This window comes from Actinophytocola sp. (assembly GCF_036555685.1).
Classification (GTDB): Bacteria; Actinomycetota; Actinomycetes; order Mycobacteriales; family Pseudonocardiaceae; genus Actinophytocola.
On sequence record NZ_DATBKY010000250.1, the window covers coordinates 1 to 23,996 of the forward strand.

Below are 23,996 nucleotides of genomic sequence, written 5' to 3' on the forward strand. Positions count from 1 at the left end.
CGTGCTGCTCGGCGGCCACCGGGGAAAGAGCTACTTCTGCAGCATCTTGCGCAGCACGTACTGCATGATGCCGCCGTTGCGGTAGTAATCGGCCTCGCCCGGAGTGTCGATGCGGACGACCGCGTCGAAGTCCACCGTTGAACCGTCCTCGCGCGTTGCGTTCACCACGACCGTCCGGGGGGTGTCGCCCGCGTTCAGCTCCGTGATGCCCGTGATGTCGTACGTCTCCGTGCCGTCCAGGCCCAGCGACTCCGCGGTCTCGCCCGCCGGGAACTGCAGCGGCAGCACCCCCATGCCGATGAGGTTCGACCGGTGGATCCGCTCGAACGACTCCGCGATCACCACTCGCACACCGAGAAGTGAGGTGCCCTTCGCGGCCCAGTCGCGGGACGAACCCGAGCCGTACTCCTTGCCGGCCAACACGACCAGCGGCACGCCAGCCTCGGCGTACGCGACCGAGGCGTCGTAAATCGTCGTCTGCTCGCCGCCGGACAGGAAGTTGCGGGTGAAGCCGCCCTGGACGTCGTCCAGCAGGAGGTTGCGCAGGCGGATGTTCGCGAACGTGCCGCGGATCATCACCTCGTGGTTGCCGCGACGCGAACCGTACGAGTTGAAGTCCTTGCGCTCCACGCCGTGCGCCGTCAGGTACTTCCCGGCCGGGGAGTCCTGCTTGATGGCGCCGGCAGGGGAGATGTGGTCCGTCGTCACCGAGTCGCCCAGCATGGCCAGCACCCGCGCGCCCGTCACGTCCGACACCGGCGACGGCTCCACGCCCATGCCGTCGAAGTACGGCGGCTTGCGCACGTACGTCGACTCCGGGTCCCACTCGAACGTGTTGCCGGTCGGCGTCGGCAACGACTGCCAGCGTTCGTCGCCGGCGAAGACGTCGGCGTAGTCGTTGGAGAACATCTCCGACGAGATCGCGGACGCCACCACGTCCTGGATCTCCTGCGGCGACGGCCAGATGTCCTCGAGGTAAACAGGCTTGCCGTCCGGCCCGGTGCCCAGCGGCTCGGTCGTGATGTCCTTGTCCATCGAGCCGGCGAGCGCGTACGCGACCACCAGCGGCGGCGACGCGAGGTAGTTCATCTTGATGTCCGGGTTGATCCGGCCCTCGAAGTTCCGGTTGCCGGACAGCACGGACACGACGGCGAGATCGGCGTCGTTCACCGCGGCCGAGATCTCCTCCTGCAGCGGGCCCGAGTTGCCGATGCACGTGGTGCAGCCGTAGCCGACCAGGTGGAAGCCCAGCTTCTCCAGGTACGGCAACAGCCCCGCGCGCTCGTAGTAGTCCATGACCACCTTGGACCCCGGCGCCAGCGTCGTCTTCACCCACGGCTTGCGCGCGAGCCCGTGCTCGACCGCCTTCTTCGCCAGCAGCGCGGCGCCGATCATCACCGACGGGTTCGACGTGTTGGTGCACGACGTGATCGCGGCGATCGCCACCGCGCCGTGGTCGAGCTCGAACGTCGCGCCGTCGACGGAGACGGAGGTCGGGTTGCTCGCCCGACCTTCGGCACCCGCGGCGGCTGTCTGGAAGTGGGCCGGCCGCCCGTCACCGTTGCCACTCGTGCCCACGGCCGGCGGGTCGGACGCGGGGAACGTCTCCTCGCCCGCTTCATCCACAGTGGACTTCGAGGCGGGCGTGTCGTCGGTGTACGAGCTCAGCGCCGAGCGGAACGCGGGCTTCGCGTCCGCCAGCGCGATCCGGTCCTGCGGCCGCTTCGGGCCGGCGATCGAGGGGACCACGGAGGACAGGTCCAGCTCGAGCGTCTCGGAGTACGCCGGCTCCTCGGCCGGGTCGTGCCACAGGCCTTGCTCCTTGGCGTACGCCTCGACGAGCGCGACCTGCTCGCCGGAGCGGCCGGTGAACTTCAGGTAGTCGATGGTCTCGCCGTCGATGGGGAAGATCGCGCACGTCGAGCCGAACTCGGGGCTCATGTTCCCGATCGTGGCGCGGTTGGCGAGCGGCACCGCGGACACGCCCGAGCCGTAGAACTCCACGAACTTGCCGACCACACCGTGGTCGCGGAGCATCTCGGTGATCGTCAGCACCAGGTCGGTCGCGGTCGCGCCGGCGGGCAGCTCTCCGTTCAGCTTGAAGCCGACCACGCGCGGGATCAGCATCGACACGGGCTGGCCGAGCATCGCGGCCTCGGCCTCGATGCCGCCGACGCCCCAGCCGAGCACGCCCAGACCGTTGACCATCGTGGTGTGGCTGTCCGTGCCGACCAGTGTGTCCGGGTAGGCCTGGCCGTTGCGGGTCATCACGACGCGCGCGAGGTGCTCGATGTTGACCTGGTGCACGATGCCGGTCCCGGGCGGCACGACCTTGAACTCGTCGAACGCGCTCTGGCCCCAGCGCAGGAACTGGTAGCGCTCCTTGTTGCGCTGGTACTCGAGGTCGACGTTGCGCTCGAAGGCGTCCGGGCGGCCGAAGATGTCCGCGATCACCGAGTGGTCGATGACCAGCTCGGCCGGCGCCAGCGGGTTCACCTTGGACACGTCGCCGCCGAGCTCGGTGACCGCCTCGCGCATCGTGGCGAGGTCGACCACGCACGGCACGCCGGTGAAGTCCTGCATCACCACGCGGCCCGGGGTGAACTGGATCTCCGTCGACGGCTCCGCGTTCGGGTCCCACCCCGCGAGCGCGCGGACGTGGTCCTCGGTGATGTTGGCGCCGTCCTCGGTGCGCAGCAGGTTCTCGAGCAGGATCTTCAGGCTGTACGGCAGGCGCTCGGATCCGGTGACGGCGTCAAGCCGGAACACCTCGTGCGAGGCGCCCCCGACGGAAAGCGTGTGGCGGGCGCCGAAGCTGTCCTTGCTTGCTGGTGCGGTCACGTCCAACTCCATCCGGCCTGGTCGTCTGTTCGGAACTGCCCCTCGACCCAAACAGTACGCTTGTCCTGTATTCGACGCCAAGGAGGGTCGCCAACATGCTGCACCACGTTCAGATCGCCGCACCGGCGGGCAGCGAAGATCGCCTACGAAAGTTCTACGCGGGCGTGCTCGGCTGGACCGAGCTGGACAAACCGCCGCTGCTCGCGAAGCGCGGCGGCTGCTGGTTCCAGGTTCCGGGCCGCGGCGGTCCGGACGCGGAGCTGCATGTCGGCATCGAGGACGAGTTCCGGCCGGCCCGCAAGGCACACCCCGCGTTCGTGGTGGACGTCGACGCGACCGCGGCCGCCGTGCAGGCCGCCGGCCATCCGGTCCGCTGGGCGGACCCGGCCGAGATCCCCGGCCGCCGCCGCTTCCACACCGACGACCCGGTCGGTAACCGCCTGGAGTTCCTCGAGGGCTGAGACAGAAGTGACCCGGCACCCACGGGGGTGCCGGGCCACCGAACAGCGGGACTCAGGACTCCGTCACCAGTGCGATGACGTCCTCCGGGGTCAGGTCGCTGATCGCCGACAGGCCCAGCTCCGTGTACGTCCGCAGCGGGCTGACGTACCACTTGCCGTCGTACTCCGTGGCGACCACGCCGGTGTTCTTCATCAGGCCGGACGACAGGTTGGTCAGCGCCTGCTGCAGCGCCGGGCTCATGCTCGTGCCGCCCATCTCGCTCGCGAGGTCACCCGCGCAGATCTTCTGCGTCTCGCCCTGCCCCTCGGCGGTGTAGCAGTCGCCGTCCTTCTTCACGTGGTAGGTCTCGCCCTCGGCCTTGACCTCGATCTCGGACAGCATCACCTTCATGCCACCCGACTCCGCGTCCGTCACGTCGGTCTCGAGCTTGGTGACCTCCACGCCGCTCGGCGGCGGCGTGCCCATCTCCGCCAGCAGCGCCGGGCCGGCGTCGTGCAGGGCGCCCATCTCGTCCGGCGGCAGGAGCTCGATCACGCGCTCGACGTCGCTGTTGATCGAGGCCTGCACCAGCTCCTTGACCGCGCCCTCGGCGTCGTCGGCGCCGTTGTTCGCGATCGAGTCCTTCGGCCACTCCTTGCCGGCCTCGCGCAGCGCGTAGTCGGCGAACGTGTAGAACAGGCTCGGGTACCACTCGCCGTCCACATTGACCGTCGCGATGCGAATCGGCTCGCCGGACTGCTTGACCACGTCGGCCACGTCGACCTGCTCGTTCGTCGGCTTCGAGTCGACGCCCTCGGGGAACGCGGCGTCCATGAACTCGTCGGTGAACGGCAGCTCCCGCACGTCGGCGTGCAGCGACACCGTTCCGCCGACCAGCTTGGTGATCGTCAGGTGGTCGTTGACCTTCTCGGCGTGCTTCTCGTCGTACTTCAGGTTCTTGGCCTCGATGGACGCGCCCTGCATCTTCTTCGGGTCGGCGTCCTCCTTGTAGACCTTCAGGTCCTTGAGCCGGTCGGTCGACTTGGCGTTGAAGTCGACGAGCAGCGCGGACTCGGCGGGCGTCAGGCTCTCGAGCACGCCGACCACGTCGCCCTTGCTGAGGCTGTTGACGAGGTTGGTGGCCGCCTCGGTCGGGTTCGCCTTGCCGGCGTCGTCCTTGCTGCTGCCGTTCAGCACGAAGATCGTCGCGGCGACCCCCACCGCGACGACCACGACGGCGGCGATCGCGCCGATGATCGGACCGCGCCTGCGCTTCTGAGGTTGCGGGGTGCCGAGACCGCCGTAGTTCGGCTGGCCGTAGCCGAAGGGCTGCTGCTGCGTCGGCTGCGGGCCGGTCTGGTAGCCGGGCTGCTGGTAGCCGGGCTGCGGGTAGCCCTGCTGGGGATACCCCTGCTGCGGGAAGCCGCCCGACTGCGGGTAGCCGCCCTGCTGCGGGTAACCCTGCTGCGGGTAGCCCTGCGGGTAACCCTGTTGTGGGTAACCCGGCTGAGCGGGGAACGGACCGCTCCCCGGCTGGTTCGGATCGTTCGGCTGCCATGGGCCGCCTGAACCTGGGTAGGTCACGGTTCCCCTCCTACGTCCTCCGGGCACGCGGACGCACTACCCGGCGAAGTTGCCTCGTCAGGCTCCGGCGATGCCGGGCCTCCACGACCGCACCAGCTACGACGGTTGCGGTACCAGCAATGGTTCCGCAGATTATCGCCAGAATGGTCGAAATCGTTGCGGGTGTCCGATCAGTTCCGCAGGCAGATCGCGGAGACGCAGAGCGTGATCGTGCGGGTGTCTGCCGTGTTCGCAGAGGTCAATGTGGTCGGCGAGAAAGAAGTTTCTTGTGTTACGACTGGTGTTTAACGAGGTAGAAGTGGCACAGTGGCCGCGTGGGAGCAGTGCCGGTGAGGCTCGGCGCCGCCTTACGGGTGGTCGTCGTCAGCGTCGTACTCGTGGTGAGCCTGGGGGCGGGCACCGCGGTCGCCGCGCCGCCGCCCCCGCCCAACCCCAGTGACGACCAGATCTCCGGCAGCAAGGCGAAGGCGAGCGCGCAGGCCACGCGGGTCGGCCGGCTGACCAACCAGGTGGCACGGGCGGAGGCCCAGCTCGTCGGTCTGCAGGCCGACGTCGAGCTCAAGATGGAGGACGCCAACAAGGCCCTCGTCGACCTGCAGACCGCCGAGGACGAGGCGCGCCGGGCCAGGGCGGACGCGAAGGCGGCGCGCGCGGCGGCCGACCACGCGGCCGACTCGATCACCGACGCACGCAAGGACCTCGACGAGTTCGCCGCCGGCAGCTACAAGCAGGGCAGCACGATCGGCTCGATGTCGGCCTACATCGGCGCGAAGTCGCCGCAGGACCTGCTCGACCGTGCCGAGCTGCTCAACGCGGTGAGCGACAGCCAGCTCGACGCGCTCGACAGCATGGAGGTCGCCCGCACCGACAAGGCCAACAAGGACGCGGCCGCCCGCGCCGCGCTGAACGTCGCCAACCAGAAGCAGGCCCAGGCACGGGCCGCGAAGGTGGCGGCGGACGCGGCGACGGCGGCGGCCCGGCAGGCGCAGCGGGACGGCGTCGCGGCGGCCAAGAAGGTCCAGGCGCAGAAGGCGGCCGCGGAGTCCGCGCTGATCGCGGCGCAGTCGGACGTCACGGGCCTCGAGAACCAGCGGCGGCGCTACGACGACTGGCTTGCGGCCAAGCGGCGCGAGGACGCGCTGAACGCGCAGCGGGCGTCCGGCGGCGGAAGCGGCGGCGGGGGCGGTGGGCACGTCGCGCTGCCGGCGCACGGCTCGGTGCGCGCGGTGATCAACCGGGCGCTGTCGCAGCTGGGCATGCCCTACGCGTGGGGCGGCGGCAACGCGTACGGGCCGACCCGCGGCATCCGCGACGGCGGTATCGCGGACATGTTCGGCGACTACAACAAGATCGGCTTCGACTGCTCGGGCCTGATGATCTACGCGTTCGCCGCGGCCGGCTACCGGCTGCCGCACTACAGCGGCTACCAGGCGCAGGCGGGCCGGCAGGTGCCGCTGAGCCAGAAGGCCCCGGGCGACATGTTGTTCTGGGCGACCGGCGGCCGGATCCACCACGTGGCGCTCTACATCGGCAACGAGCAGGTGATCGAGGCCCCGTACTCGGGCTCGCACGTGCGGATCGCGTCGGTGCGCTACGGCGGCATCGTCGGGTACGCGACGCGCCTGCTGTAACGAAGGCGCGGTCACGCCAGCGGGTGGTGGACCCGCGTCACACCCGCGCTCGATCCCGCCCGCGCGCAGGCACGCCCACACCTCGTCGGCGACCGTGACCTCGTAGCTCACGGATCGGACCGTACGACAGTTCACAGCGGTCACACCGTGGGTCGGGTTCGCTATCCGCGGGGGAACCTGACGTTGTTCAAGGAGGTTGGAGTGACCGAGCCGGCTGAGTCGGTGAACGGATCGGGGTCGGAGGCCAGCACACCCGCCCGCGACGCACAGCTGCTCGAGCGCACCGTGTTCGAGGTCAAACGGGTCATCGTCGGACAGGACCGGCTGGTCGAGCGGATGCTCGTCGGCCTGCTGTCCAAGGGGCACCTGCTCCTCGAGGGCGTGCCCGGCGTCGCGAAGACGCTCGCCGTCGAGACGTTCGCCAACGTCGTCGGCGGCTCGTTCACCCGCGTGCAGTTCACCCCGGACCTGGTGCCCGCGGACATCCTCGGCACCCGCATCTACCGCCAGGGCAGCGAGCGGTTCGACGTCGAGCTGGGCCCCGTCGTGGCCAACTTCGTGCTCGCCGACGAGATCAACCGCGCGCCCGCCAAGGTGCAGTCCGCGCTGCTCGAGGTCATGGCCGAGCGCCACGTCTCGATCGGCGGGCAGACCTTCCCGATGCCCGACCCGTTCCTCGTGCTGGCCACGCAGAACCCGATCGAGAACGAGGGCGTCTACCCGCTGCCCGAGGCGCAGCGCGACCGCTTCCTCTTCAAGATCATCGTGGACTATCCGACCGCCGAGGAGGAGCGGGAGATCGTCTACCGGATGGGCGTGACACCGCCGGAGCCCCAGCAGGTCCTGAGCCCGGGTGAGCTCGTCCGGCTGCAGGGCGTGGCCTCGCAGGTCTTCGTCCACCACGCGCTCGTCGACTACACCGTCCGCGTCGTGCTGGCCACCCGCACGCCGCTCGAGCACGGCCTCACCGACGTCGCCGGCTGGGTCGCCTACGGCGCCTCGCCGCGTGCCAGCCTGGGCATCGTCGCCGCGTCACGGGCGCTCGCGCTCATCCGCGGCCGGGACTACGTGCTCCCGCAGGACGTCGTCGACGTCGTGCCGGACGTGCTGCGCCACCGGCTCGTGCTGTCCTACGACGCGCTCGCCGACGGCGTGCCGCTCGACCACATCATCTCCCGCGTGCTGCAGACCGTGCCGCTGCCGCAGGTGTCCGCGCGGCCCCAGTCGGGCGGTGTCCAGCCGCCGCCGGTCGGGGTGGCCGGCAGGTCGTGAAGGACAAGCGCAAGCCCCGCGACCGCCCGTCGTGGGCGCCGCCGATCATGCAGGGTGAGCGGATGGAGCACGGGCTGCGCCTGCTGGAGCTGGACGTCCGCCGCCGGCTGGACGGGCTGCTGCAGGGCAACCACCTCGGCCTCGTGCCCGGGCCCGGCTCCGAGCCCGGCGAGGCGCGGACCTACCAGCCCGGCGACGACGTGCGGCGGATGGACTGGGCGGTCACCGCACGCACCACCGAACCACACATCCGGGAGACGATCGCCGACCGCGAGCTCGAGACCTGGCTCGTCGTCGACCTGTCAGGCAGCCTGTTCTTCGGCACGGCCGCGTGCGAGAAGCGTGACCTCGTGGTGGCCGCGACCGCCGCGCTCGCGCACCTGACCGGCGGCGGCGGGAACCGGCTCGGCGCGATCGTCGCGACCGGCGAGAGAACGATCCGCATCCCCGCCCGCGGCGGCCTCGCGCATGCCCGCGGGCTCATCCGCCGGATCGCCGAGACGCCCCGCGCGCCCGAGGGCGTGCGCGGCGACCTGGCCACCGCCATCGAGCAGCTGCGCCGCCCGCCGCGCCGCCGCGGGCTCGCCGTGGTGATCTCCGACTTCCTCGGCGACGTCGACTGGCAGCGCCCGCTGCGTGGGCTGTCCGCCCGGCACGACCTGCTGGCGGTCGAGATCCTCGACCCGCGCGACGTCGACCTGCCCGAGGTCGGCACGGTCGTGCTCGCCGACCCGGAGTCCGGCCGGCAGCGCGAGGTGCACGCGACCGCGTTGCTGCGCAAGGAGTTCGCGGCCGCGGCGGCCGAGCATCGGGCGATGGTCGCGGCCGCCATCCGCCGGGCCGGCGGCGGTCACCTGGTGCTGCGCACCGACTCGGACTGGATCGCCGACACCGTCCGGTTCGTCGTCGCGCGCAAGCGGCGGTGGTCCGGGGGAGGGGTGGCCTGATGGGCTTGAGCTTCCGCAACTTCACGGCGCCGTGGTGGTTCCTGCTTCTCGTCGTCGTCGCGGGAATCGCGGCCGGCTACATCGTCGTCCAGCGGATGCGGCACAAGCGCACCATGCGGTTCACGAATCTCGCGCTGCTGGAGAAGGTCGTGCCGCGCCGGCAGGGCTGGGTCCGCCACGTACCGGCCATCGTGCTCGTGGTCGCGCTGATGCTGCTGACGACCGCGATGGCCGGCCCGACCGCCGAGCAGCGCGTGCCGCGCAACCGCGCCACGGTGATGCTCGTGATCGACGTGTCGCTGTCGATGGAGGCGACGGACGTGCGGCCGACCAGGCTGCGGGCCGCGCAGGACGCCGCGAAGGACTTCGTCACCGGGCTGACGCCGGGCATCAACCTCGGGCTGATCGCGTTCGCCGGCACCGCGACCGTGCTCGTGTCCCCGACGACCGACCGGGAGGGCGTGTCCAAGGCGATCGAGAACCTGCGGCTGGCCGAGTCGACCGCGACCGGCGAGGCCATCTTCGCCGCGCTGCAGGCCATCGAGGGCTTCGCGCAGGTCGTCAGCGGTGTCGAGGGCGCGCCGCCGGCCCGGATCGTGCTGATGACCGACGGGAAGCAGACGATCCCGACCGACGACGGCAACGACCCGCGCGGCGCGTTCACGGCGGCCCGGGCGGCCGCCGACCAGAAGATCCCGGTGTCCACGATCTCGTTCGGCACGGAGAGCGGTCAGGTCACGATCGACGGCAAGACCCAGCCGGTGCCCGTGGACGACGAGTCGATGCGGGAGATCGCCCGGCTCTCCGAGGGCGAGTTCTACAAGGCGGCCTCGGCGGACGAGTTGCACAAGGTGTACGACACGCTCGGTGAGCAAATCGGGTACGAGACCAAGGACGCGGACGCGAGCAGACCGTGGTTGATGCTCGGCACGCTCGCGGCTCTGCTCGCCGCCGGAAGCGCGCTGGTCATCGGGCAACGGCTGCCCTAATCGCCAAAATTTGTCCGATATTGGGGATATAGGCGGAATAGATCTATACTTGTAACCTGCTCTAATCTGGCGTGGCCCCGCGCGCCGGAGCACATACCCTTGTGCTCGCACTGGTTCCGGGGCATCGAGGAGTTTGCGTGGGACGTACTGTGCTCGTTACGGGCGGTAATCGCGGCATCGGGCTCGCCATCGCCCGGGCCTTCGAGGCACAGGGGGACAGGGTCGCGGTGACCTACCGCGGCAAGCCGCCGCCGGAGAGTCTGTTCGGCGTGCGATGCGACGTCACCGACATCGACCAGGTGGACGCGGCGTTCAAGGAGGTCGAGGAGGCGCACGGACCGGTCGAGGTCCTCGTGTCCAATGCCGGCATCACCGACGACACGCTGCTGATGCGGATGTCCGAGGAGCAGTTCACCCGGGTGCTGGACGCCAACCTGACCGGCTCGTGGCGGGTGGCCAAGCGGGCGACGCGCGGCATGCTGAAGGCCCGCTGGGGCCGGATGATCTTCATCTCGTCGGTCGTCGGCCTGACCGGTGGTCCGGGCCAGGTCAACTACGCGGCCAGCAAGGCCGGGTTGATCGGCGTGGCCCGCTCGATCGTCCGCGAGATGGGCAACCGCAACATCACCGCGAACGTCGTCGCGCCGGGGTTCATCAGCACCGAGATGACCGACGCGGTGTCCGACGACCGCAAGAAGGCGATCCTCGGCCAGGTCCCGGCCGGCCGCTACGGCTCGACGGACGAGATCGCCGCCGCGGTGACGTTCCTGGCCTCCGACGCCGCCGGCTACATCTCCGGTGCCGTGCTGCCCGTCGACGGCGGGCTAGGGATGGGCCACTGAGCCGGTCCTGACAGACTGGAGCCCTCCACCGAGCATTGTTCGGACCTCCGGCCGACCTCGGTCGAGCCTGGCCCGTCGGCCTCGTCCGGACAATGCTCGCCGAACAACCAGGAGGGACCACGTGACCGGTCTGCTCGAGGGCAAGCGCCTGCTCATCACCGGGGTGATCACGGACGCGTCGATCGCGTTCCACGCGGCGAAGGTCGCCCAGGAGGAGGGCGCGACCGTGGTGCTGACCGGGTTCGGCCGCCTGAGCCTGGTCGAGCGCATCGCCAAGCGGCTGCCGCAGCCGCCGCCGGTGATCGAGCTGGACGTGCAGAACCAGGAGCAGCTCGACTCGCTGGCCGACCGGGTGCGTGAGCACGTGGACGGGCTCGACGGGGTGCTGCACGCGATCGGGTTCGCCCCGCAGAGCTGCCTGGGTGCGCCGTTCCTGGACGCGCCGCGCGAGGACGTCTCGGTGGCGATCGAGGTCTCGGCGTACTCGTTCAAGTCGCTCGCGATGGCCGCGCTGCCGCTGCTCGGGCCCGGCTCGTCGGTCGTGGGCATGGACTTCGACGCGCGGGTGGCGTGGCCCGCCTACAACTGGATGGGCGTGGCGAAGGCCGCGCTGGAGTCGGTCAACCGCTACCTCGCGCGTGACCTCGGACCGAAGGGTGTCCGGGTCAACCTGGTGTCGGCCGGCCCGCTGAAGACGATGGCCGCGAAGTCGATCCCCGGGTTCAGCGACCTGGAGGGCGGCTGGGACGACCGCGCGCCGCTGGGCTGGGACGCGGAGGACGCGACCCCGGTGGCGAAGACGATCTGCGCGATGCTCTCCGACTGGTTCCCGGCCACGACGGGTTCGATGATCATGGTCGACGGTGGCGTGCACGCGCTGGGGCTGTAGGTGGAAGCTCTGCTGTGGCTGTCGTTCGGTGGCCCGGAGAAGCCCGCCGACGTCCGGCCGTTCCTGGAGAACGTGACCCGTGGCCGCGGCGTGCCGCCGGAGCGGTTGGCCGAGGTCGAGGAGCACTACCAGTCGTTCGGCGGCGTGTCGCCCATCAACGAGCTGAACCGGGGCGCGATCGCGCGGGTCGCGGATGTCCTGGCGCGCCAGGAAATCGACCTGCCGGTGTACTTCGGCAACCGCAACTGGCACCCGATGGTCGAGGACACGGTCGCGCGGATGGCGGCCGACGGCGTGCGGCGCGCGCTGGTGTTCCCGACGAGCGCGTACGGCGGCTACTCGGCCTGCCGCCAGTACGACGAGGACATCGCGCGGGCGCGGGCGTCGGCCGGCGAGAGCGCGCCGGAGCTGGTGAAGCTGCGGCAGTTCTTCGACCACCCGCTGTTCGTGGCCGCGTTCGCCGACGCGGTGCGCACGGCCGCGGCGGGCTTCGCGGAGTACCGGTTGGTGTTCACCGCCCACTCGGTCCCGATGGCGGCCGACGCCGCGTCCGGTCCCCCTGCCGAGGGCGGCAACCGGTACTCGCGGCAGGTCGCCGAGGCCGCGCGCCTGGTGGCCGCATTGGTGGGCGTGGCCGACTACGACGTGGTGTGGCAGTCGAGGTCCGGGCCGCCGCAGGTGCCGTGGCTGGAGCCGGACATCCTCGACCACCTGGACGTGCTGGCGGGCAAGGGCGTGCGGGCGGTGGTGGTGTGCCCGGTGGGTTTCGTGAGCGACCACCTCGAGGTGGTGTGGGACCTGGACACCGAGGCCGCACAGCGAGCGGCCGACCACGGCATGGCCTTCGCCCGAGCGGCGGCCCCGAGCGCCGACCCGCGCTTCGCCGAGCTGGTGGTGGAGCTGGTGCGCGAGCACCTGGAAGGCCTGCCGGCCCGGAAGCTGTCGACCTTCCCGGCGGCCGGCTGCACCGTGAACGGCGCCCCCTGCGCGGAAGGCTGCTGCGAGCCTCAGCGCAGGCGGAGGTAGGCCTCGCCGCGGGGGGAGAGGCGGTAGCCCTTCTCCAGGCTCAGCGTCAGGCCCAGGTTCTTGAGCTTGCGAACGTCCACTTTGAACGGCATCGTCTCGCGGCCCAGCTCGTCCGCCAGGTCGCCCGCGCGTACGGCGGGGCGGCGGCGGATGACGTCCAGCGTCGCGGCCGTCCACGCGCCGTTCGTGGCCGCCTTGTCGTAGCGGGCCAGGCGCCGCGTGATCTCCTGCACGTCCGAAGTGGACAGGTCCGCGTCGTTCGCCAGGAGGTCGCGCGGGTCGGGCTCGTCGACGTGGCGCAGGCGCAGCAGGTACACCGGGTCGGACTCGTCGCCGCGCAGGTCTGCCACCGCCTCGGCGACCGTGCGGTAGCCGGCGGCAACGGCGTCCGCGCGCCGGATCCGGGCCGGGGACACCTCGTTGACCGACTCGACGAACACCCGCCCGACCGGCGTGCGGTACACGTTGCCGGCCGTGACCTGGCGGCGCCGCCACCGCCGGAACATCACGGTGATCGAACCGTCGCGGATCCCGGCCTGCAACCGCCTCTCGATCAACACCAGCCCGCCTCCCGGAGTTCACAGTGTTGGTGGCGTCCAGCGAACCTGCGCGACAGCCGGTTGGTCGTGGCTGGGTGCCGTCACGGTTCCCCGAGGTCCGTTGGTCAGCGCACGTCGAAGACTAGAGGCGCTCCGCGTGGTCGGACAGGGCCCGCACGGCGTCGGCCACCGCCGAGCAGCGGGCCGTGCGCACCGCCGAGAACAGCGGGCGCAGCGCCTCGGCCCGCTTCAGCGCCGCCGACGCCGACAGCGCGCCGCCCGGCTCGTCCTCCATCGCGAGCTCGAGGATCGCCGACACCTCGGCCGCGCGCTGCAGCACGCGGATCGCGCGCGGCGGCATGCCGGCCGGCCAGCTGCTCTTCGTCCGCTCCGCGACCCGGGCCTGCAGCTCCTCGCGCACGCCCTCGCGCTGCTTGGCCACCCCGAGCTCGATCAGCATGCCCGCGGCCACCCGCATCGCACCGGTCAGCTCGTGCTCGGCCTCGCCCAGCGGCACGTTCGGCTGCGGCGTGGCCTGCGGGACGTCCAAGACGGTCCACCGCAGGATCCCGTTGTCAGTCGCACTGCCGATCCGCTCCGGCACCAGGCCCAGGTTGCCCAGCACGACCGCCTCGCCCGCCCGCAACGCCTCGGTGGCGAACGCACTCGGCCCGCCGAGGCCCCGAACGTCACCCGGCACCGGCATAACCAGCCGTCCTTCGCCGACGCCCGTGCGGCGCAGCACGCCGAGCAGGGACGCGGGCGCGCAGCCGGGCTCGCCCCGCACCGGGATCTCCAAGCGGGCCGCCAGGTTCTCGTCCGCGGCGACGACCTCGTGCAGCTCGGCCCAGTCCTGGAGGGCGTCGAGCACATCGTCGGCAGCCGCGGCACCGCTCAGCCAGGCCGACGACCAGACAGCCATTGTCGCGCTGGGGGATGACACGAACGCAGATTACGCGATCACGGCCGCCACCCGATCGGGGTGGGGCCCTATCGGGACCGGCGCGCGGACACGCGCTTCTCGGGCCCCACCTGGCGTTCGAGAAGCTCGCGGAACCGCCGGCGCTCCTCCTGCGCGCCGAACGCCCGGTTCGGCACCGGGAACAGCGTCGTCGCCTGGTCGGTGCGCAGCACGAAGCTGCGGTTGGTCTCCAGCCAGCCGGCGAGTGTCGACCAGCGCAGGTCGGTGTACGCGGTCCCGTCGATCGTCATCATCCGCATCGAGGACTCGTCGACGGTCGCGGTGACGGTGGCCGCGGCGACCGGGTTGCGCCGGAACGAGAGGTACACGTCCAGCATGGGCAGCGCCGCGATGAGCAGCCCGCAGCCGACGCCGAAGAACCCCGGCACCGGCATGCCCAGCACCACGAGCACCGCGCCGAACGTCGCCATGGCCGTGGCGAACCACGGTGACCACCGGTAGAGCGGCGTGACCGCGCGCAACGCGTCGCCCCAGTCGCCGGGCCGCGGATCCCACCGCAGTTCGAACCGCTCCTCCGACATCCCTGTGTCACCCTCCCCAACCCGGCCGTCCGTGGGCAAAACTAGGCGTCATGACACACCCCGCACGGGTCCGGGTCGAGCGGGTGCGGGAGGCCAGCACCGCAACGACCCTAGAGCTTTTCTTCGACCTGGTGTTCGTGTTCGCACTTACCCAGGTGACCGCGCTGATGGCGGCCGACGTCAGCACGACCGGCCTGCTGCGTGGCGTGCTGCTCATCGCGGTCGTCTGGTGGTGCTGGGTCGGCTACTCCTGGCTGTCCAATGTGGTCAAGGCGGACGAGGGCTGGGCGCGGGTCACGATGCTCGTCGCCATGGCCGCGATGTTCCTGCTGGCGCTGTCGATCCCGGAGTCGTTCGTGGACCTGCCCGGCGGGCTGTACGGGCCGACCGTGTTCGCGCTCGGCTACCTCGTGCTACGGCTCGCGCACCTGGTGCTGTTCTGGATCATCAGCGGCGACGACGCCGCACTGCACCGGCAGGTCGCGATGTTCGCCCCGACGATGGTCGGCGGCACGACGCTGCTGCTGCTCGCGGCGAACACGTCCGGCGACGCGCAGCTGCTGCTCTGGGTGTCCGCGATCGTCGCCGACTACGGCGGCACGCTCCTCATCGGCGCGCGCGGCTGGCGGCTGAACTCCGCGCGCCACTTCGCCGAGCGGCACGGGCTCATCGTGATCGTGGCGCTCGGCGAGTCGATCGTGGCCATCGGCGTCGGGGTGACCGACCTGCCGATCTCCTGGCCGATCATCGTGGCCGCGACGCTGGGCCTGTCGGTGTCGGCGAGCCTGTGGTGGGTCTACTTCGACACCTCCGCGCTGCTGGGCGAGCACTCGCTGGCCCAGGCGCGCGGCGAGCACCGGGTGTCGATGGCGCGGACCGCGTTCACCTACCTGCACCTGCCGATGATGGGTGGCATCGTGCTGCTCGCCCTCGGGTTGAAGAAGGTGCTCGAGTACGTCGGCGACGCCGAGCACCACACGCTGTCCGACCCGCTCGAGGGCGTGCCGCTGTGGGCCATGTACGGCGGCGTCGTGCTGTACCTGCTGGCGCTCGTGGCCTTCTCCCTGCGGTGCTACCGCAACCTGAAGATATTCCGGCTCGTCGCGGCCGGCGTCATCCTGGCGCTGGTGCCGCTCGCCGCGACGCTGCCGGCACTGGCCACCCTCGGCCTGCTCGCGATCGTGCTGATCGGCCTCAACGTCGCCGAGATGATCAGGTTCGCCGACGACCGCCAGGCGCTGCGCCACGGAAACCCGGAGGACGTGCACAAGGAGTAGCTGGAGCTGCTCCACATCGACCAGCGGGCGGATCGTGCGTAGCGTCGGGACGTGAGCGGGAGCAATGGAGCGAGCTCGCGAGCGAACCATCGACGCAGGGCGGAGGAGCGAACCATCAGCACAGTGACAGGACAGCTGACCCCACCGGAGGGCCTCCCGCGGACCGCGGGGGAGCTGCGCGCGGCGGGTTACGCCCCGCGCGGCGTCAAGACGGAGATACGCGAGAACCTGCTGGCCGCGCTGCGCGACGGGCGCAACGCGTGGCCGGGCATCGTCGGCTTCGACCGGACCGTGCTGCCCCAGCTGGAGCGGGCGCTGCTGGCCGGGCACGACGTGGTGCTGCTCGGCGAGCGGGGGCAGGGCAAGACCAGGCTGCTGCGCACGATCGTCGGCCTGCTGGACGAGTGGACCCCCGTCATCGCGGGCGCCGAACTCGGTGAGCACCCGCTCGACCCGATCAGCCCGGAGTCCCGCCGGCGCGCCGCGGAGCTCGGCGACGCGCTGCCCGTGGCCTGGCGGCACCGCTCGGAGCGGTACGCCGAGAAGCTCGCCACGCCGGACACGTCGGTCGGCGACCTCATCGGCGACGTGGACCCCGTGAAGGTCGCCGCGGGCCGCACGCTCGGCGACCCGGAGACCATCCACTTCGGACTCGTACCGCGGGCGCACCGCGGCATCGTGGCCGTCAACGAGCTGCCCGACCTCGCCGAGCGCATCCAGGTCGCGCTGCTGAACGTCATGGAGGAGCGGGACATCCAGGTCCGCGGCTACACGCTGCGGCTGCCGCTCGACGTGCTGCTCGTGGCCACGTCCAACCCGGAGGACTACACCAACCGCGGCCGGATCATCACCCCGCTGAAGGACCGGTTCGGCGCCGAGGTCGTGACGCACTACCCGCTGACCGTGGCCGCCGAGGTCGACGTGATCAAGCAGGAGGCCGAGCTGCTCGCGGAGGTCGGCGACCCGCTGCTGGAGGTGCTCGCGCGGTTCGTGCGCAACCTGCGCGACTCGTCGGCGATCGACCAGCGCTCCGGCGTGTCCGCCCGCTTCGCGGTGGCCGCCGCGGAGACCCTGTCGGCCGCGGCGCTGCGCCGCTCGGCGCTCACCGGCGAGGACCCGCCGATCGCCCGGCCGATCGACCTGGACGCCGTGCCGGGTGTGCTGCGCGGCAAGCTCGAGTTCGAGTCCGGCGAGGAGGGCCGGGAGACCGAGCACCTGACGCACCTGCTGCGCCGGGCCGTCGCCGAGACCGCGAAGGAGCACTTCGCGGGCCTCGACCTGCGGCCGCTCGTCGACGTCGTGGTCGACGGGCACCTGGTCGCCACCGGCGAGCGGGTGCCGGGCGCGGAGGTGCTGGGCGCGCTGCCGGAGCTGCCCGTCCTGCACGAGGTGGCGTCGCGCCTGGACGTCGGGCCGAACGACCCGCCCGGCCGGATCGCCGCCGCGGTCGAGCTCGCGCTGGAGTCGCTGTACCTCGCGCGCCGGCTGGCGAAGGACTCCGAGGACGCCGGCGGGATGACGGTGTACGGGCCGTGACCCGGTTCTCCTACGGTCCCTGGCACGACGGCCCCGATCCGCTGGCGCCGCCGGTCGACCTGCGGGACGCGCTGGACGCGATCGGCCAGGACGTGATGGACGGCCGCTCGCCGCGCTCCGCGCTCGACGAGCTGCTGCGCCGGGGCACGCGCAGCACGTCCGGTCTGGACGAGCTGACCCGCCGGCTGTGGCAGCGGCGATCGCAGATCCAGCGCCGGCACAACCTGGACGGCACGCTGCGGCAGGTCCGCGAGCTGCTGGACGAGGCGTTGCGGGCGGAGAAGGCGGAGCTGTTCCCCGACCCGTCCGACGACGCCCGGTTCCGCGAGGCGCAGCTGGACGCGCTGCCGTCCGGGACCGCGGCGGCGGTGCGGGAGCTGCAGGAGTACGACTGGCGGTCCGACGAGGCACGCGAGTCGTACCGCAAGATCCAGGATCTGCTCGGCCAGGAGCTGATGGAGTCCCGGTTCCAGGGCATGAAGCAGGCGCTGCAGAACATGCGGCCGGAGGACACCGAGCGGATCCGCCAGATGATGGCCGACCTCAACGACCTGCTGCTCTCGCACCTGCGGGGCGAGGACACCACCGCGCAGTTCGACGACTTCATGCGCAAGCACGGCGAGTTCTTCCCGGAGAACCCGCGCAACACCGAGGAGCTGATCGACGCGCTCGCCGCCCGGGCCGCCGCGGCGCAGCGGATGATGAACTCGATGTCGGCCGAGCAGCGCGCGGAGCTGGCGGAGCTGATGGCGGGCGCGTTCGGCGATCCACGGCTCGTGGAGCAGGTCGCGTCGCTGGACGCGAACCTGCGCGCGCTGCGGCCGGGGGAGGACTGGACGGGGTCCGCGCGGTTCCGCGGCAACCAGCCGCTGGGCCTGGGCGAGGGTGCGCAGGCGATGGCCGACCTCGCGGAGATCGACGCGCTGGCCGAGCAGCTCGCGCAGTCCTACCCGGGCGCGCGGTTGGAGGACATCGACGTCGAGGCGCTGGAGCGCCAGCTCGACGACGACGCGGCCGTCGACGCGCGGCGGCTGTCCGAGCTGGAGCGGGAGCTGCGCGCGCAGGGCCTGCTGGAGCGGGCTCCCGACGGGTCGCTTCGGTTGTCGCCCAAGGCGTTGCGCCGCCTGGGGCAGACCGCGCTGCGCGACGTCGTCAACGCCGCGCACCGGCAGGGCCAGCGGGACGCCCGCAACGCCGGCGCGGCCGGCGAGCCGACCGGATCCACCCGGCCGTGGCAGTTCGGCGACACCGAGCCGTGGGACACGTCGCGGACCGTGCGAAACGCGGTGCTGCGGACGACTTCGACCGGTGGCGCCGTTTCGCTCGACGTGGTGGACGTCGAGGTCGTGGAGACCGAGCAGCGGGCGCGCGCGGCGGTGGCGCTGTGCGTGGACACGTCGTGGTCGATGGTGCAGGACGGCCGGTGGGTGCCGATGAAGCGCACGGCGCTGGCGCTGCACCAGCTGATCACGACGCGGTTCCGGACCGACGCGTTGCAGCTGATCACGTTCGGCAGGCACGCGCGCTCGGTGGAGCTGGCGGAGCTCGTCGGCCTCGAGGGCGTGTGGGAGCAGGGCACGAACCTGCACCACGCGCTGCTGCTGGCCGCCCGGCACCTGCGCAGGCACTCCGACGCCCACCCGGTCGTGCTGGTGGTGACCGACGGCGAGCCGACCGCGCACCTGGAACGGGACGGCGAGGCGGTGTTCGACTACCCGCCGCTGCCCGAGACGCTGCGCAAGACGATCGCCGAGGTGGACGCGCTCGCGAAGCTGGGCGCGTCGGTCACGGTGTTCATGCTGGGCGACGACCCGTCGCTGGCCCGCTTCGTCGACCTGATCGCGCGCCGCAGCGGCGGGCGGGTGGTGAACCCGGACCTGGACGGCCTGGGCGCCGCGGTGGTCGGCGACTACCTGCGCAACCGCCGAACGCGGCACTGACCACCTCGCCTACTTCGCCTTGTCGTCAGGCTGCATCGCGCCGAACAGGTTGCCGTCCGGGTCCTTGAAGTAGGCGAGCCAGCCGACGCCCGGGATCGCGTGCTTGTCGAGCGCGATCCCGCCGCCCTCGCCGGTGACGGCGGCGGTGGTCGCGTCCAGGTCGGTCACGTCGATCGTGTTGACGAAGGAGCTCACCGGTTCCGCCGCTCCCGGCGCCGGCCCCCGCCGCTGCGTGATGGCGCCGTCGATGCCCGGCTGGGTGTCGCCGGTCGTTATCAGCCAGTAGGGCATCTCGCCCCACTGCTCGATCTTCCAGCCGAACACGCGCTCGTAGAACGCGGCCACGCGTGCCGGATCGGTGGCGTGGATCTCGAAGTGCACGGGGCGGGGCATCGTGGCCTCCGATGTTCGGCGGAGTGTGGTGGCGTCCCCCGACCCTGGCAGTGAACATCCCGCTTGTCCCAGACGCAACCCGGCGGCCGGTGGGTTGTGGCCGGGCCGCCGTGATCGTCATGCTGGGGTGACTCGACCTTGCTGGGGGCTGGATGGCCGACGGGTTCCACGCGGGACACACGTACGACAACGTCTACCTGATCGTGGTCGACGCGTCCGGGTACTCGAGCATCGTCCGGCACAACCCGCTCGACCGCGCCGCGCACGCGTTCGACCAGCTGCGCGACCGCGCGGTCGGCCGGGTGCACAAGGTGGCCGGCAAGCTGCGCTGTGCCCGCGCCGAGCTGTGGTCCTGGCGCGGCGACGGCGGCCTCCTCGCGGTGCACGACGAGAACGAGAGCGTGGCGCGGGACGTGGTGCTGACCGCGGCGCGCGACATCCTCCGCCTCGAACTGCGCCAGGTGCGGGACGGCCTGCGGCGCACCGAGCTGAACGGCGAGCTACGGCTGCGGGTCGCCGTGCACAAGGGCACGATCCGCTACGCGGCCGACGGGCAGTCGGGCGCCATCCACTCGCCGGTGATCAACCTCGCCGCGCATCTCGAGGAGCTGACCCCGCCCGACTGCCTGGCGATCTCCGAGGCGGTGTACCAGGTGGCCGGGCCGCACGCGGACCAGTTCGAGCTGGTCGGCCGGCACGAGAACAGCAACGTGTACCTGATGGCGCCGAGCGGCTCCCCGCAGGACGCCCGCCGCGCGTGGCTCGCGAAGGCCGGCCTGTCGGGCAGCACGCCGATGTCCGCGCAGCCACAACGGCCGAGCCAGGCGGAGAAGTCGCGGCTGGTGGCGGCGGCCCGGTCGGACGTGCTCGACCTCGGCACCGCCCTGCGCACGTGCTCCCGCGCGATGACGACGACCGAGCGACCGGCGAGATACCGGGACGCGGTGCTGGACTTCCTCGCCCGCGGCGGGACCTACCGGGCGGTGCTGCTGGACCCGTCCTGCGAGGCGGCGGCGACGCTGTCCCGCTACCGCAACGAGGACCTCCCGGCGAAGATCCGCTCGTCGATAGTCGCATTCGGACGGTTCAAGGAACGGCACGGCGCGGTGACCGACGGCCTGCACGTGTATCAGTCGCGTGCGTTTCCCGGCTTCGCCGCGATCGCGGTGGATCTCGGCGCCGCGGACGCGATGATCCTCTACTCGCCCTACCTGATGAGCACCCTGGACATCCACATCGAGCACGGCGACTCACCGCACTACCTCGCCACCACGGCTTCGGGTTCGCTGCTGGCCGGGCTCGCGACGATGGTCGCCGCGACGCTGGACAACGGGGCGCTGGAACGGGTCCTGTGAGCTCAGTTCGCCGCGGAGGCGAGCTCGTCGTGGCCGTACTGGGGTTCGACCGGCAGGCACTCCGCCAGCAGGGCACGCACGTAGCCGGCGGCGGCGAGGGACGCGTAGTGGCGCCAGCGCTCGTTGCGGTGGCTGTCCGCGTAGTCGGCGATGCCGCGGACCACGAACCACTCGCGGTCGTTCAGGAAACAGCTGCTGCCGACGCCGGCGCTTTCCATGTCCAGGGCCAAAAAGCCGTGCCGCGCGGCGACCTGGTCGCGCACGACGGCGTCGCGCAGGGAGCGGTTTGCGCTGCCGATCGATCCATAGTGGACCTTCGGCAGGCCGGGACGGTGGCCGGTGCGGTTGCGTTGCGGGTGCTTGAGCCGCCGGCCGGTGTGGTCGTGGAGGAGGTCGGTGCCGGGGCGCGGGCGGGCGTAGCCGTTGAGGTTCGCGGGCATGCGGTCGCCGAGCCATTCCTCCCACGGGTACTCGCCGCTGAGCTCGTCGGCCTTGAGCCGGTCCGCGCAGCGCACGAGCCGCGGCGAGGGGGAGGGGAACTGGCGGCGCGGCTGGACGCCGTCGCCGTTGACGCGGACGTGGTCGTAGTCGACGACACCCTGGGTGGCGACGACGATGTCGCCGAGCCGCACGTGGCGTTCCGGGTGCCGGAGGTCCGGGATGCCGGCCGCGGTGCCGACCATGACCACGAGCTTGACGGAGGCGAAGCTGCGCAACAGGTTCGTGCACCCACTGGCCGCGGCGTCGGTGCCGGTCCGGCCGAGCTGGGTGAGCACCACCGAGTGGTCGGCACCGCTCCGGCGGCTCGGCAGCTCGCCGAGGACGTAGTGCGCCGGGTCGTTGCGGGTGCCCTCGTCGTTGTGCGGCCGGTCGAGAAGTGCGCGCATCGCGGCGAACTCCCACGGCGTCGCCGTCAGTACGCCGATCGTCGGCGGCGTGCTCGCCCGGCGTGGTTCGGGGAGTCGGGTGACGACGGGTGTCACCTGGGTGGTGTGCCCACTTCCTGAGGTGCTCATCGCACGGGCCAACCTCCTTAGGACGCGCGGCGCATGGTCTCGAGCAAGGGGTCGATGATCTCGTCGAGCCGGTCGGTGGCGAGGTCTTGAAGCTCGCGGAAGGTGCCGGCGTACTTCTTGGCGGATTCGGGATCGTCACGAATCACGGCCTCGCGATGCGGATCCGTGATCGTGACGATGCTGTCCCCGTACTCGGGTGCGAACTCGAAGATCGTGAAGGACGCCGCCATACCCAGGTGTGTGCCGCTCGTGAAAGGCACCACCAGGATCGTGACATCGCCCGCGTTCGCCACTTCCTTCAAGTGAAGTAGCTGGTTGCGCATCACGGACGGGCCGCCGACCCGCCGGTGCAACACGGCCTCGTCGAGCACGAAACTCGCCTGCGGACCATCACTTTCGGACAGTCGGTGCTGCCGGCGCTGCTGGACCTCGACGAGCCGCTCGACGGTGTCCGGTCCGGCAAGCCGGCCGGCAGCGGCCATGGCGTACTCGTCGGTCTGCAGGAGACCGGGCATGGCGAAGCCGATGTACTGCCGGATGCCCGTGGCGGAGTTCTCGTAGTCGAGAAGGTCGAGCGCCTGGTCGCTGAGGATGTCGCGGTACTCGTCCCACCACATCGCGGTCCTGGTGCGGGTGATGGCGACGAGCTCATCCGCGAGTCGCCGGTCGTCGAGCTCGTAGACGTGCAGCATGGCCATCACGTCCGCGGGCGACACCGGGACCACACCGGTCTCGATGCGAATGACCTTGGACATCGACCAGCCGAGCGCCTCGGCCGCCCACTTCTGGGTGCGACCGGCGCCTTCGCGTATCCGGCGCAGCTCGCTTCTGAGCCGCCGTTGCTGCATCACCCGGGCGCCGACCTGTGCCATGAGGACGTCCCCTCAGTGCTCGTGGAGCCATCTGGCGGGATTCAATATGTCCTCATGCTACCTCGCTTCAAGCCATATGGCACGAAGCGTGGCTGGACTGGTCAGGAGGTGATGTCCTTGGTGCGGAAGCGGCGCCAGGCCAGGAGGCCGAAGAAGGCGCCGTAGGCGATCGCGGAGAAGGCGCCCGCCGCCATGTTCGACCAGTCGATGTCGGTGGAGATCAGGTCGGACCAGGCGAACGCGTAGTGGGTCGGCAGGTAGTTGCGCAGGCCCTCCAGCGCGGTGATCTGGTCGAGAATCTGCGACAGGATCGCGACGAGGACGGTGCCGCCGACGGCACCGAGTGGCGCGTCGGTCGAGACCGTGAGGAAGAGCGCCACGCCGGCGACCCACAGCAGGTGGATGGCCAGGTAGCAGATGGTCAGCACGAGCGCGACCATCGCCTTGTCGAAGGGGATCGCGTCCCCGGTCGGGCTGAGTGCCTCGCCCGCGCCGTAGAAGACGACGCCCACCCCGAGCGCGACGGCCGGCAGCAGCGTGATCGCGAACAGGGACAGCAGCGCCGAGGTGATCGCCTTCTGCCGCATGAGCCGGTGGCGGGGGATCGGCATGGCGAGCAGGTACTTGAGGCTCGACCAGGACGCCTCGCTCGCGATCGTGTCCCCGAAGAACAGGGCGACGATCATGGGCAGCAGGAAGCTGCCGGTCGCGAACAGCGCGAAGACGACGAAGTTGGGCGCGCTGCTGGTGGCCAGGTCGACGAAGCCGCCCGAGCGCGCGCCCCCGCCCTCGGTGCCGAACTCGAAGGCCGCCCACAGGATGAACGGCAGCAGCACGAGGAACCCGAGGATCAACTGCACCCGCCGGCGCCGCAGCTGGCGGGTCAGCTCGACCCGCAGGCGCAGCGTGCGCCGCGCCCGGTAGCCGACGACCGACCCGTCCGGTGCGACCTCGAGCGTCTCGTGCGCCGCCGCTTCGGCGAGTGTCTCGAGCGCGGCCGGGTCGGTGTGCACGTCGTGCTCGTCGAACAGGTCGACGCCACCGCCCGGTTCGGTGCCCGTCGAGCGCGCGCCGGCAGCCGATCCGGATGCCCGACCGGCCGA

At 71.2% G+C, this 23,996-nt stretch carries 21 protein-coding genes; 12 read left to right on the top strand and 9 right to left on the bottom strand.

The window, feature by feature from the left end:
* Positions 1 to 30: 30 nt before the first annotated feature.
* Positions 31 to 2,841, bottom strand: coding sequence for an aconitate hydratase (locus tag VH969_RS25195; protein WP_331978464.1), 2,811 nt, complete (start codon positions 2,839 to 2,841; stop codon positions 31 to 33).
* 95 nt (positions 2,842 to 2,936) lie between these two features.
* On the opposite strand from VH969_RS25195, the gene VH969_RS25200 reads away from it, so the two are divergent.
* Positions 2,937 to 3,302: a VOC family protein gene (locus tag VH969_RS25200; protein WP_331978466.1), complete on the top strand. Its 366-nt coding sequence runs from the start codon at positions 2,937 to 2,939 to the stop codon at positions 3,300 to 3,302.
* A 52-nt stretch (positions 3,303 to 3,354) separates the two neighbouring features.
* Here the strand turns inward: VH969_RS25200 and VH969_RS25205 are convergent, their stop codons facing one another.
* Positions 3,355 to 4,866: a proline-rich domain-containing protein gene (locus VH969_RS25205; RefSeq protein WP_331978468.1), complete on the bottom strand. Its 1,512-nt coding sequence runs from the start codon at positions 4,864 to 4,866 to the stop codon at positions 3,355 to 3,357.
* A gap of 314 nt (positions 4,867 to 5,180) precedes the next feature.
* Between VH969_RS25205 and VH969_RS25210 the strand changes: the two genes are divergently transcribed.
* The 7 genes from VH969_RS25210 (at position 5,181) to VH969_RS25240 (ending at position 12,462) form a co-directional block, all read left to right on the top strand.
* Positions 5,181 to 6,497 carry an NlpC/P60 family protein gene (locus tag VH969_RS25210; protein ID WP_331978470.1) on the top strand — a complete coding sequence of 439 codons (1,317 nt, stop codon included), beginning with the start codon at positions 5,181 to 5,183 and terminating at the stop codon, positions 6,495 to 6,497.
* A gap of 201 nt (positions 6,498 to 6,698) precedes the next feature.
* Positions 6,699 to 7,769 carry an AAA family ATPase gene (locus VH969_RS25215; protein ID WP_331978472.1) on the top strand — a complete coding sequence of 357 codons (1,071 nt, stop codon included), beginning with the start codon at positions 6,699 to 6,701 and terminating at the stop codon, positions 7,767 to 7,769.
* Positions 7,770 to 7,816: 47 nt separating this feature from the next.
* Entirely contained in the window at positions 7,817 to 8,716 is a 900-nt protein-coding gene (locus VH969_RS25220; protein ID WP_331978522.1) for a DUF58 domain-containing protein, read from the top strand.
* Positions 8,716 to 9,705 (top strand): VWA domain-containing protein, encoded by a 990-nt coding sequence (locus VH969_RS25225; protein WP_414638616.1) that lies wholly within the window; start codon positions 8,716 to 8,718, stop codon positions 9,703 to 9,705. The genes VH969_RS25220 and VH969_RS25225 overlap by 1 nt, the downstream gene beginning before the upstream one ends.
* Positions 9,706 to 9,842: 137 nt before the next feature.
* A complete protein-coding gene (gene fabG, locus VH969_RS25230) occupies positions 9,843 to 10,547 on the top strand; it encodes a 3-oxoacyl-ACP reductase FabG (protein WP_331978474.1) in 705 nt (234 codons plus the stop codon).
* A gap of 121 nt (positions 10,548 to 10,668) precedes the next feature.
* Positions 10,669 to 11,436 carry an enoyl-ACP reductase FabI gene (gene fabI / locus VH969_RS25235; RefSeq protein ID WP_331978476.1) on the top strand — a complete coding sequence of 256 codons (768 nt, stop codon included), beginning with the start codon at positions 10,669 to 10,671 and terminating at the stop codon, positions 11,434 to 11,436.
* Positions 11,437 to 12,462: a ferrochelatase gene (locus tag VH969_RS25240; protein WP_331978478.1), complete on the top strand. Its 1,026-nt coding sequence runs from the start codon at positions 11,437 to 11,439 to the stop codon at positions 12,460 to 12,462.
* On the opposite strand, the gene VH969_RS25245 is transcribed toward VH969_RS25240, so the two are convergent.
* From VH969_RS25245 to VH969_RS25255, 3 genes are all read right to left on the bottom strand, one after another.
* Positions 12,444 to 13,022: a hypothetical protein gene (locus VH969_RS25245; RefSeq protein WP_331978480.1), complete on the bottom strand. Its 579-nt coding sequence runs from the start codon at positions 13,020 to 13,022 to the stop codon at positions 12,444 to 12,446. The genes VH969_RS25240 and VH969_RS25245 overlap by 19 nt on opposite strands.
* A 121-nt stretch (positions 13,023 to 13,143) precedes the next feature.
* On the bottom strand, positions 13,144 to 13,944 hold the full coding sequence (locus VH969_RS25250) for an Rv1486c family protein (RefSeq protein WP_331978482.1): 801 nt from the start codon (positions 13,942 to 13,944) through the stop codon (positions 13,144 to 13,146).
* A gap of 47 nt (positions 13,945 to 13,991) precedes the next feature.
* A complete protein-coding gene (locus tag VH969_RS25255; RefSeq protein WP_331978484.1) occupies positions 13,992 to 14,504 on the bottom strand; it encodes a YcxB family protein in 513 nt (170 codons plus the stop codon).
* 50 nt (positions 14,505 to 14,554) lie between these two features.
* Between VH969_RS25255 and VH969_RS25260 the strand changes: the two genes are divergently transcribed.
* From VH969_RS25260 to VH969_RS25270, 3 genes are all read left to right on the top strand, one after another.
* Complete coding sequence (locus tag VH969_RS25260) at positions 14,555 to 15,781, top strand: low temperature requirement protein A (protein ID WP_331978486.1); 1,227 nt, start codon at positions 14,555 to 14,557, stop codon at positions 15,779 to 15,781.
* Positions 15,782 to 15,916: 135 nt separating this feature from the next.
* Positions 15,917 to 17,317: a sigma 54-interacting transcriptional regulator gene (locus VH969_RS25265; RefSeq protein WP_331978526.1), complete on the top strand. Its 1,401-nt coding sequence runs from the start codon at positions 15,917 to 15,919 to the stop codon at positions 17,315 to 17,317.
* On the top strand, positions 17,314 to 19,257 hold the full coding sequence (locus VH969_RS25270) for a VWA domain-containing protein (RefSeq protein WP_331978488.1): 1,944 nt from the start codon (positions 17,314 to 17,316) through the stop codon (positions 19,255 to 19,257). The genes VH969_RS25265 and VH969_RS25270 overlap by 4 nt, the downstream gene beginning before the upstream one ends.
* 9 nt (positions 19,258 to 19,266) lie before the next feature.
* Here VH969_RS25270 and VH969_RS25275 read toward each other — a convergent pair whose 3' ends face one another.
* A complete protein-coding gene (locus VH969_RS25275; RefSeq protein ID WP_331978490.1) occupies positions 19,267 to 19,650 on the bottom strand; it encodes a VOC family protein in 384 nt (127 codons plus the stop codon).
* 152 nt (positions 19,651 to 19,802) lie between these two features.
* Between VH969_RS25275 and VH969_RS25280 the strand changes: the two genes are divergently transcribed.
* Positions 19,803 to 21,005, top strand: a complete 1,203-nt coding sequence (locus VH969_RS25280; RefSeq protein ID WP_331978492.1) for a nucleotidyl cyclase domain-containing protein — start codon at positions 19,803 to 19,805, stop codon at positions 21,003 to 21,005.
* 2 nt (positions 21,006 to 21,007) lie between these two features.
* Here VH969_RS25280 and VH969_RS25285 read toward each other — a convergent pair whose 3' ends face one another.
* From VH969_RS25285 to VH969_RS25295, 3 genes are all read right to left on the bottom strand, one after another.
* Positions 21,008 to 22,021: a 5'-methylthioadenosine/S-adenosylhomocysteine nucleosidase family protein gene (locus VH969_RS25285; RefSeq protein WP_331978494.1), complete on the bottom strand. Its 1,014-nt coding sequence runs from the start codon at positions 22,019 to 22,021 to the stop codon at positions 21,008 to 21,010.
* A 17-nt stretch (positions 22,022 to 22,038) separates the two neighbouring features.
* The gene (locus VH969_RS25290; RefSeq protein ID WP_331978496.1) at positions 22,039 to 22,893 is read right to left on the bottom strand and encodes a helix-turn-helix domain-containing protein; all 855 of its coding nucleotides are present in this window, start codon (positions 22,891 to 22,893) and stop codon (positions 22,039 to 22,041) included.
* A gap of 101 nt (positions 22,894 to 22,994) precedes the next feature.
* Complete coding sequence (locus VH969_RS25295) at positions 22,995 to 23,906, bottom strand: ABC transporter permease (protein WP_414638617.1); 912 nt, start codon at positions 23,904 to 23,906, stop codon at positions 22,995 to 22,997.
* Between the last annotated feature and the right edge of the window lie 90 nt (positions 23,907 to 23,996).